The sequence below is a fragment of the Psychroserpens mesophilus genome, assembly GCF_000826645.1.
Taxonomy (GTDB): Bacteria; Bacteroidota; Bacteroidia; order Flavobacteriales; family Flavobacteriaceae; genus Psychroserpens; species Psychroserpens mesophilus.
In genome coordinates this window covers 334,111-344,862 of the sequence record NZ_JXJP01000002.1, presented here as the reverse complement: position 1 = coordinate 344,862, position 10,752 = coordinate 334,111, and the positions used below count along the sequence as shown (strand labels likewise).

Below are 10,752 nucleotides of genomic sequence, written 5' to 3'. Positions count from 1 at the left end.
ACATCTGCACTGCTCATTGCTGAACAACCATTGTCATTATCTGTAACGGTTAAGGTATAGGTTCCTGCTTCACTGACTGTAATATCTTCCGTAGCTGCTGAAAAACCATTCGGTCCACTCCATGAATAGCTTAAATCTGCATCTGGATTTGTGGAACTTCCTGAGCCATCAAGAGTCACTTCAAGTGTTGTACAAGTCAGTTCTGCATTTGCGCCTGCGTCTGCTGTTGGTATAGTTGTATCTAAACTCACCTCTGCTTCACTCATTGCTGAACAACCATTATCATTATCCGTAACGGTTAAGGTATAGGTTCCTGCTTCACTAACTGTGATATCTTCCGTAGCTGCTGAATAACCATTTGGGCCACTCCATGAGTACGATAAATCTGCATCTGGATTTGTGGAACTTCCTGAGCCATCAAGAGTCACTTCCAAAGTTGTACAAGTCAATTCTGCATTTGCGCCTGCGTCTGCTGTTGGTGTAGTTGTATCTAAATTCACCTCTGCTTCACTCATTGCTGAACAACCATTATCATTATCTGTAACCGTTAAAGTATAGGTTCCTGCTTCACTGACTGTAATATCTTCCGTAGCTGCTGAATAACCATTAGGTCCACTCCATAAGTACGATAAGTCCGCATCTGGATTTGTGGAACTTCCTGATCCATCAAGAACCACTTCAAGTGTTGTGCAAGTCAATTCTGCATTTGCTCCTGCGTCTGCTGAAGGCTTTTCAGAATCCTCAGTTACATCTGCACTGCTCATTGCTGAACAACCATTGTCATTATCCGTAACCGTTAAAGTATAGGTTCCTGCTTCACTAACTGTGATATCTTCCGTAGCTGCTGAAAAACCATTCGGTCCACTCCATAAGTACGATAAGTCCGCATCTGGATTTGTGGAACTTCCTGAGCCGTCAAGAGTCACTTCCAAAGTTGTACAGGTCAGTTCTGTATTTGCGCCTGCATTTGCTGTTGGTGCTGTAGTATCTGAAGTCACAGACGCTGTAGCAGTAGCAGTACATCCAGTCTGCGTCTCTGTTACAGTTAATGTATAAATACCCTCATCACTAGCAACAGGATTTTGATCGTTTGAGCTAAATGAATTTGGTCCTGACCAAGAATACGTAACTCCAGCAGTAGAACTTGAACCTGTCAATTGAACAGTGAGAATCAAGCAATTTAATTCTCCTCCATCTGCTTCTGCATTTGGCAGAGGATTTATAGAAATTGTAATAGTATCAGTAACAAAGCAATCTGCTGCTACCTCACTTCGAACATAATACGTTGTTTCCACTAGCGGACTTACATTAGTATCTGTAAGTGCATTATCATTGTTATCGGCATCTATCTGGCTGGAATGATATGATACAGTTCCTCCAGAGCTTACTAACGTTGACAAATCGATACTTGTTTGATTTTCTGCACATACTGCTCCGTTTTCAGTTGTTAAACCTGGAGGATTACACAATGGCTCGGTAACCTCAGCAGAACTACTATCACTTAACGGATCTCCTGTAGGTGTTTCGCCAGTTACTTCAGCTGTATTAAGGAAAGGGAAAGATTGACCACCTGAGAATGTTGTTTCATAATAATACGTTATCGATTGACCTGATGTCATAGACGTTTGGAAAGCTGGAGTTAAATCATTTTCGTTAATTCCTATATCAGCATCTGAAAAATCCATATTATTTATGGTTTGATCACCATCATTTGTAATTGTAAAGCAATACGTTACCTTAGAATCATTAGGATTAGGAATGATTTTAGCACCATCGCAACCTGCACCATTATTATGACCAGCATAAACCGTTTTCTCTAAAGCCAAATCGTTATTACAACCACTTTGAGCAATATCTAAGAAACATTGCGTTAAATCTCCAGCAGATATTAAACCATAATCTGCAGATAAAACGGTAAGTGTAGGATTTCCTGGTCCATCATCTTGAATTGGTCCAGTAACACTAATAAGGTTTGTTACATTTATATCGGAACCAACACCTAATGAAAAGATATGTGATCCTTGTTGTTTTATAAGACATGCCTGGTCTGCTGCATCTTGCACGTGATCTCCTGAAGACGTTGGGTTTCCTGAGCCATCAACAGATCTGTTTGGATTTCCATCGGTCATGAACAGAACGATATCTGCTGTCATGATAGCATTTAAATCTAACACTTTTAATAAGGCATCTTCCCAATTGGTAAATTGATCTGTAGTGTTAGCATTACTGCCATATTGTGCTACTAAACCAGTAGTTGCGTTGTTAAGTCCATCGATGTAAGCCTGATTAACCGTATTCCAACCTGTAAAACCTCCATAGGTAGGAATATCAGCTGAAGAAGCAAATTCAACAAATGCTAATTCTGCTCCAGTATCTTTTAATGCGTTAGCGAGTGCTAAAGACGCAGCTTCTACCTGACTTTCTGTACTAGAATCGATTGAACCAGATTCATCTAAAACAACAATTACGTTTAGCGCATTACACGAAGGTGATGGATTGATAGGGTTTGTGCAATCAAAAGGCTCGACTGCTTCAGTTCCAAAAGTAATTTCCCATGAATCTAGTGATCCTATATCCTGACTGGCATCATCGCATACACTTAAAGTCCATACACCATCTGCATTAATTGCATCAAAAGCAGTAAGATCTCCTTCTGGACGATAATTTCCGGTAAATGGAGCAGAACCTGAGGTTATAGATGACGTGGCATCAGATCTAAAATGGGTATCGGTAAAGTTATCTCCACCTCCTCCATTATTTGAAGATAATACTACCGAAGGCGATCCACCTGGTGCAATTAAAGTCATTTCGAGATCTCCATCGAACGAATGTGTAATATTAATAACTACCTCGTTAAAAAACTTCGTTGTACCTAGCACTCCAACACCTGAAACAGAAGCTGTAAAATCATTTGTTGTTGGACAATTATTATCGTCAATGTTACCAGTTGTTCCTGAAAACGTTTGCCCAAAGGTTAGAAAAGGTCCTAAAAACAAAAAAGTCAGAAAAAACAGCAGTTGCTTCTTGACTTTAGACTTAAATAATAAGGTGTTGTTAGTTTTACAACACGTTTTAGTTGAATTAATAGCTACAGCATTCATAATGATTGGTTTTAGTGATTAAACCAAACATAAATGGATTACATATTGATGTAAATTTGGGTTGATAGGCTATTAATCAACCATAAAAAAAATGCTATTGTATATAATTAATATCTGTAGGGAGAATGTGATATTAAAACGATGATCAATCTACGAAAAATTGATAATGATGAAGGGACTTTTAGATTATTCCCTAAAAAAGTAGTTTAAGCGATTTAGGTTGTAAGAAATTTCACTTTCAATTGAAATTTAATATTAAATAACTGTGAAACAACAACATACATTTCACTAATTTATTAATATCGTCTGAGTGAAGCTGAATAAAACACAAGATAGATCAGCAGGAAGAGAGGTATTACAATTAATTGTGTAATAATTATATAATACGGCCAATCTCCAAAATAGTCTAAAAGCGATGCAGATTTAGGCTTTTCGTTTAAATAAAAATAGTTTGCATCAAGGATAAAATTTATGATTACTATTAAAATAACATACAACTGAAGTGCAAAAAAGGACTTAAACACACTCTTAAATCTTGGTCTCATTTTAAAAACAAAAATGGCATAAAAAATAATAGCTAAGAGTCCGAGATGAACAATCCAATATCTAAAAAAATCAAAACTAGGGTACCCAATTGCAATGTCTGGAGTTATAACACCTTGTAAAGTTCCAGCGATAATCCAAAATACTAAAACCTCAAACATCCAATATTTTCTGTAATAAGAGAACACGGGGATTATTAAAGCTACTAGACTACATAAATATAGCGGTAAGTCTGTTTTTATATTGTAGGATTCAAAATAAATATGATACAGATGAAAACTAAGGACACTTAGAGAAACGAAAATGGCCAAACTATTAAATAAAAAGCGTTTTACTTTGGCATGAGAAGAGTGTTTAGCAAATCGGATTAAAAGTATAGAAAACAAAACCGCAATACCAATAGGCATGATGTGTTCTAGAGAACCAATTGTAACTCTTTGTAGAGAAGAAAAAACTATAAATTGCACAAAGCAATATAATATAAAAGATGCTTTGCTAAGCTTTGAATGAAAAGAAAATTACATTCGTTGTTCTCTTGCAAGTAAGGTGTTTTTGAGTAACATTGCAATTGTCATTGGACCAACACCACCCGGAACTGGCGTAATAAAACTTGCTTTTTTACTAACGTTTTCAAAATCAACATCTCCTGTGATGATGTATCCTTTTGGAGAACTTTCATCGGGAACTCTAGTAATTCCAACATCAATGATAACAGCATCATCTTTGACCATTTCTGCTTTAAGAAAGTTAGGAACACCAAGTGCCGAAATAATGATATCTGCCTGTGAGGTTATTTGTGTAATATTTTTCGTGTGGCTATGTGTAAGTGTCACAGTTGAGTTTCCTGGAAAGCCTTTACGACCCATAAGAATGCTCATTGGTCTTCCAACAATATGACTTCTTCCTATAACAACGGTATGTTTCCCTTTTGTTTCAACATCATAGCGATCAAGTAATTCGAGAATTCCAAAAGGTGTAGCCGGAATAAATGTACTCATGTCAAGTGCCATTTTTCCAAAGTTTTCAGGATGAAATCCGTCAACATCTTTACTTGGATCTACAGCCATTAATACTTTTTGAGTGTTGATTTGAGGAGGAAGTGGCAACTGAATGATGAAACCATCGATATCATCATTTTGATTTAACTCTTCAATTTTATCCAGAAGCTCAATTTCACTAGTAGTATTAGACATACGAACCATAGTAGACTCAAAGCCAACGCGTTCGCAAGCACGAACTTTACTACCAACATAAGTTAAACTAGCGCCATCGTTTCCAACTATAACAGCAGCTAAATGAGGCACTTTTTCTCCCTTAGCTTTCATTTTTTTGACTTGCTCAGTAATTTCGTCTTTGATATCGTTGCTTACTTTTTTTCCGTCTAAAATTGTCATGTTGGTTTTATTTATCAGGTCAAACTGAATCCAGACCTAGTTATTAATTATGGTAAAAGGATGTGTATTATCTCATACCTTTCATAGCTTGCATCATGGCTTTACCTTTTCCACCTTGCATCATCTTCATCATTTTGCTCATCTGATCGAATTGTTTAAGTAACTGATTCACTTCCTGAACAGAAGTTCCAGAACCTTTCCCAATACGCTTTTTTCGGCTTGAATTAATTACTGAAGGATTTGAACGTTCTTCAGGTGTCATAGAATGAATAATCGCTTCTATTCCTTTAAAAGCATCATCATCAATATCGACATCTTTCATCATTTTTCCAGCACCAGGAATCATTCCGATAAGGTCTTTCATATTACCCATCTTTTTGATTTGCTGAATTTGCTTTAAGAAGTCATCAAATCCGAATTGATTTTTAGCAATTTTCTTCTGAATCTTTCTCGCTTCTTCCTCATCGTATTGCTCCTGAGCTCTTTCTACAAGAGACACAACATCTCCCATTCCCAGAATACGATCTGCCATACGTGATGGATAAAAGACATCAATGGCTTCCATCTTCTCCCCTGTACCAATAAATTTAATTGGTTTGTTTACAACAGATTTAATAGAAATCGCTGCTCCACCTCGAGTATCACCATCTAATTTGGTAAGAATAACACCATCAAAATTCAGGATATCATTAAAGGCTTTTGCCGTATTTACCGCATCCTGACCTGTCATCGAGTCTACAACAAACAATGTTTCCTGAGGCTGTATTGCTTTATGAATGTTAGAAATTTCGGTCATCATCGCTTCATCAACAGCTAAACGACCAGCAGTATCTATAATAACTACATTATGACCATTAGCTTTAGCATGAACAATACCAGCTTGAGCAATAGCAACAGGGTCATTATTTCCTTTATCACTATACACCTCAATATTAAGTTGATCACCAACAACATGTAACTGATCAATTGCAGCAGGACGATACACATCACAAGCTACTAATAATGGTTTCTTCGTTTTTTTATTTCTTAGGTAATTAGCTAATTTTCCAGAGAATGTTGTTTTACCAGAACCTTGTAAACCAGACATTAGAATAACCGTTGGATTACCTGAGAGGTTTATACCTTCAGCATCACCTCCCATAAGCTCAGTTAATTCGTCTTTAACAAGTTTCACCATTAACTGTCCTGGCTGTAAGCTTGTTAAAACGTTTTGCCCTAATGCTTTTTCTTTAACTTTATTTGTAAACTCTTTAGCTATTTTAAAGTTAACATCGGCATCGAGTAAAGCTCTTCTAACTTCCTTTAAAGTTTCAGCAACATTGACTTCAGTAATACTTCCATGTCCTTTTAATACATGTAACGCCTTATCTAACTTTTCACTTAAATTATTAAACATAGTCTTTCTTCAAATTAATTAATGCACACTAATTATTCTAGGTGTATCTGGAAAAATGCAAATTTAAGTATTTGTGATGTATTTATAAAGTGATGCAGTATAAATTAAACCATAAAAAAAGGATTACTTAAACAGTAATCCTTTTTTTCCAACTAAAAACTAAAACTAAAAACTAAGTGGTTCAGTTTTACTAATGATTTATGAATTTCAAAAAATAATAGTCTTTTTAGATAACCCTTTTAACCCTTAATAAATTTTTGCTATTATTTTTATATATAACAGCTAAATATAAAAATCCCCTACCTTTACATAAATTTAAAACTTAGTTTCAAGTCACAAACGATGTCAAAACCGCTTAACGACAACATCTGTGAAGAACGGTTATTTTCTTCACTGTTTACTAAATACTCAAAAGACCTCAACAACTTCTTATTTTATAAGTTTGGCAGCACGCTTAGCCCAAAAGATAAAGTCCAAGAAGCCTTCGTTAAGCTTTGGGAAAACTGTGGAAAAATTTCGCCAGATAAAGCCAAAAGCTTTTTATTTACTACAGCGAACAACTTAATGCTCAATGCTTACGCACATCAAAAAGTGGTTCGCAAGCATGAGCAAATAAAACCAAAATTCAGTACTAATGAAACACCTGAATTTTTATTACAAGAAAAAGAATATCACGAGAAATTGAATACAGCCATTGCAAATCTCACCGAAGCGCAACGTGTGGCATTTTTAATGAATCGTGTTGAAGGCAAACGTTTTAAAGAAATAGCACAACTCTTAGATATTTCAACTAAAGCTGTTGAAAAACGAATTTATGGCGCGCTAAAAAAACTTAGAGAAGATATTGATGAACTTTAAGTTGTAGTTGTTAGTTGTTAGTTGTTAGTTGTTAGTTGTTAGTTGTTAGTTGTTAGTTGTTAGTTGTTAGTTGTTAGTTGTTAGTTGTTAGTTGTTTAAAACTATCTGAAACAAATTTTAAATGGATGAATATTATTTCGAAATTGTAATTCAATACTTAATAATGAATATCACTAGGGTAGGAATTTTAATAGCTTAACTGTTATATAGATGTAAACCAAATCATGAACAGAGAAGAACTCATACAAAAATGGTTAGATCACGATCTTAACGCTCAAGAACTTGAGGCTTTTAAACAGCTTGAAGATTATGCTGCATTAAGCAAGTTAGACACTAACATCAAACACTTTAAAGCTCCTGAGTATAACACTTCCGAGAACTTAGAGCAGGTTTTGAGTACTATTACATCTGATAAACAAAAGACAAGAAACTGGTTACCAACAGTCATTAAAATTGCTGCTGTTTTTGTAATCTGCTTTAGTGTCTATTTTTATACAACCACTTTAGATACTACAATTAACACGCTTGCTTCCCAAAAGCAATCTGTAGAATTACCTGATGCTTCAGTTGTAGAGCTTAACGCCATGTCTACACTTGTATTTAATGAAAGTAAATGGAGCGACAACAGACAAGTTTCTCTTGAAGGTGAAGCCTTTTTTAAAGTTGCTAAAGGCTCACGATTTGATGTAAAAACCGAAGATGGTATCATCTCTGTTTTAGGCACTCAGTTTAACATCAAACAACGTAACCGTTATTTTGAAGTGATTTGTTATGAAGGGAAAGTCGCTGTTACTTACAATTCAAATATGACCAAATTATTACCTGGAGATTCATTCTTCGTTTTAGATGGGAAATTAATTGCTACAGACAAAGAAAATCAAACTCTTCCTTCCTGGTTACAAAACCAAAGCCGTTTTAAAAGCTTACCATACCGAGAGGTTATTGCTGAATTTGAAAGACAGCATAATGTCACTATTGCTCTTGAAAACATTGACGATTCGCAATTATTTACTGGAAGTTTTACTCATAATGATATTGAAATTGCCTTAAAATCCATTACTTTACCGTTACATTTAACGTACAGTAAAACTGACAATATCATTACACTAAAACGTGAGTAAGAAAGGTATCATTTATCTTTTTATAATTTTATTTTTCTCTGGTATACATAGCAATATTGCTCAAAATACATCTGAAGAGACACAGCCACTTGCGGAAATTCTAACAGAATTAGAAACACAATATAGTGTTCATTTTACATACGTAGATCAAACCATTGCTGATATCTATATTGTAAAACCTGACAAAAATTTCACCTTAGAAGAGCTCTTAGACTACTTAAAATCTGAAGCTAATTTAGACTTTATTCTGGTGGACAATCACAACATTGTCATTTCAAAACGCATGAATCCTCTCAGCAGTATTATCACTCAAAAATTAGAAGAAGTGGTCATCACGAATTATTTAACAAAAGGCATTTCCAGAAAAAGTGATGGTAAAACTTCTATTAAAACTGCAGATTTCGGAATTCTTCCTGGGCTTATTGAACCAGACATTTTACAAACCATTCAAGCGCTTCCAGGTATTTTAAGTGTAGATGAAACTGTTTCAAACATCAATGTAAGAGGAGGAACGCATGACCAAAATCTTATTCTTTGGGATGGTATCAAAATGTATCAATCGGGACATTTTTTTGGATTAGTATCGGCTTTCAATCCGTATCTCACCACAGATATCAATGTTTCAAAGAATGGGACTAGTGTTATCTATGGTGATGGAGTTTCCAGCGTTATCGATATGCAACAATCTAACAGTCTAGATCAGGATTTCAAAGCTGGTGCAGGTTTTAATCTCATACATGCCGATGGTTTTGCAAAAGTACCTTTAAATAAACAAGCTGAAATTCAAGTATCGGCAAGACGTTCGGTAACCGATTTTATTTTCACACCTACCTACGACCAATACTTGCAACGTGTTTTTCAGGATTCGGATTTTTCCAATTCCGAACAAAACACAACTCCTATTGTATCTAATAATGAGCGATTTTATTTTTATGATATTGCTACAAAACTCTTATATGATATCACAGATCAAGACCAAGTGAGGGTTAATTTTTCCACCATTAACAATAGTCTTACCTACGATCAAATTTCTCTCACTAACGACAATGAATCTTTAACCAATACTTTAGAACAAAACAATTTTGCTGGAGGAATACAATATTTAAAATACTGGAATAGCAAACTTACAACTACTGCACAACTATATATTTCAAATTATGACCTTAAGGCTATAGATTTTGATGTCATTAATAATCAGCGTCAAAATCAAGAAAACGAAGTTAAAGATTTAGGCATTAAAATAAACGCAACAAATCATATTGATGACAATCTCAAACTACATGGTGGCTATCAATTCAACGAAGTTATCATTAGTAATTTAGAGGAAATAGATATACCAGATTTTACAAGTTTTGTTAGAGAAGTCAATCGCACACATTCAATCTATGGCGAAGCTGAATTTACTTCTGCAGACAAAAACACCTATGCGAGAATAGGGATTAGAACTAATTTTATTGAGAAATTTTCTGAGTTTTTTACTGAACCTAGACTTTCTGTTAGTCATAAGCTGAACAATAATTTTAGATTTGAATTTTTGGCAGAATTTAAAAGCCAAACCACCTCTCAAATCATAGATTTACAGAATGATTTTTTAGGAATTGAAAAACGACGCTGGATATTATCTAACAATGAAGATATTCCCATCATCAAAAGTGTTCAAGGTGCTTTTGGTGTTCATTATAACAAAAATAAATTATTCATTAGTGCAGAAGCCTTTATAAAAAATGTTGAAGGTATTACGAGTAGAAGCCAAGGCTTTCAGAATCAATTTCAGTTTGTTAATGACATCGGCAAATATCAAGTTAAAGGAGTCGATTTTTTAATTAATAAACAATTTGAAAGCTTTAGTACATGGTTAAGTTATTCCTTTAGCAATAATGATTACACGTTCGATAATTTAAATAACAGCAACACGTTTCGAAATAATTTAGACATCAGACATGCAGTAACATTTGCAAATACCTATTCAATTAATAATCTAAATCTCGCTTTGGGCTTTAATTGGCATTCTGGTAAACCAACAACACTTCCGGAAGAAATTCAAAACAATGCAAACAATATTATTGAATATAAATCTCCAAACAGTGATAACTTAAGCAACTACTTTAGAACAGACATTTCAGCTACTTATAAATTAAAGTTTGGGAACAAGTTAGATGCCTCTATTGGAGCTTCCATCTGGAATATATTTGACAGAAAAAATATCATAAATACCTATTTCGCCACCGATGAAAATGGCGATATTGTAACCATAGATAATCTATCGCTAGGCATTACACCAAATATCAGTTTTAGGGTACGGTTTTAATTCTTTATTTTTAATTCAAATTAGAAACCTT

The 10,752-nt window shown here is 34.6% G+C and carries 7 protein-coding genes; 3 read left to right on the top strand and 4 right to left on the bottom strand.

Features of this window, described 5'->3' with window-relative positions; all coding sequences use genetic code 11:
- The 4 genes from TD18_RS03915 to ffh all read right to left on the bottom strand — a co-directional run.
- On the bottom strand, positions 1 to 3,101 hold a 3,101-nt coding region (locus tag TD18_RS03915), incomplete at its 3' end, for a proprotein convertase P-domain-containing protein (protein ID WP_040248693.1).
- Positions 3,102 to 3,397: 296 nt separating this feature from the next.
- Entirely contained in the window at positions 3,398 to 4,111 is a 714-nt protein-coding gene (locus TD18_RS03910) for a YwaF family protein (protein WP_040248690.1), read from the bottom strand.
- A gap of 51 nt (positions 4,112 to 4,162) precedes the next feature.
- Positions 4,163 to 5,038, bottom strand: a complete 876-nt coding sequence (locus TD18_RS03905) for a bifunctional 5,10-methylenetetrahydrofolate dehydrogenase/5,10-methenyltetrahydrofolate cyclohydrolase (RefSeq protein WP_040248687.1) — start codon at positions 5,036 to 5,038, stop codon at positions 4,163 to 4,165.
- A gap of 67 nt (positions 5,039 to 5,105) precedes the next feature.
- Positions 5,106 to 6,434: a signal recognition particle protein gene (gene ffh, locus TD18_RS03900; protein ID WP_040248684.1), complete on the bottom strand. Its 1,329-nt coding sequence runs from the start codon at positions 6,432 to 6,434 to the stop codon at positions 5,106 to 5,108.
- Between the two features lie 342 nt (positions 6,435 to 6,776).
- On the opposite strand from ffh, the gene TD18_RS03895 reads away from it, so the two are divergent.
- From TD18_RS03895 to TD18_RS03885, 3 genes are all read left to right on the top strand, one after another.
- Complete coding sequence (locus tag TD18_RS03895) at positions 6,777 to 7,292, top strand: RNA polymerase sigma factor (RefSeq protein WP_040248680.1); 516 nt, start codon at positions 6,777 to 6,779, stop codon at positions 7,290 to 7,292.
- A 224-nt stretch (positions 7,293 to 7,516) separates the two neighbouring features.
- Positions 7,517 to 8,413 (top strand): FecR family protein, encoded by an 897-nt coding sequence (locus tag TD18_RS03890; protein ID WP_040248678.1) that lies wholly within the window; start codon positions 7,517 to 7,519, stop codon positions 8,411 to 8,413.
- Positions 8,406 to 10,721 (top strand): TonB-dependent receptor plug domain-containing protein, encoded by a 2,316-nt coding sequence (locus TD18_RS03885; protein WP_040248675.1) that lies wholly within the window; start codon positions 8,406 to 8,408, stop codon positions 10,719 to 10,721. Before TD18_RS03890 ends, TD18_RS03885 begins: the two co-directional genes overlap by 8 nt.
- Positions 10,722 to 10,752: the final 31 nt, after the last annotated feature.

Coding starts and splice junctions, on each gene's coding strand:
- TD18_RS03895 (WP_040248680.1), top strand. CDS start 6,777: ATGTCAAAACCGCTTAACGACAACATCTGTGAAGAACGGTTATTTTCT.
- TD18_RS03890 (WP_040248678.1), top strand. CDS start 7,517: ATGAACAGAGAAGAACTCATACAAAAATGGTTAGATCACGATCTTAAC.
- ffh (WP_040248684.1), bottom strand. CDS start 6,434: ATGTTTAATAATTTAAGTGAAAAGTTAGATAAGGCGTTACATGTATTA.
- TD18_RS03905 (WP_040248687.1), bottom strand. CDS start 5,038: ATGACAATTTTAGACGGAAAAAAAGTAAGCAACGATATCAAAGACGAA.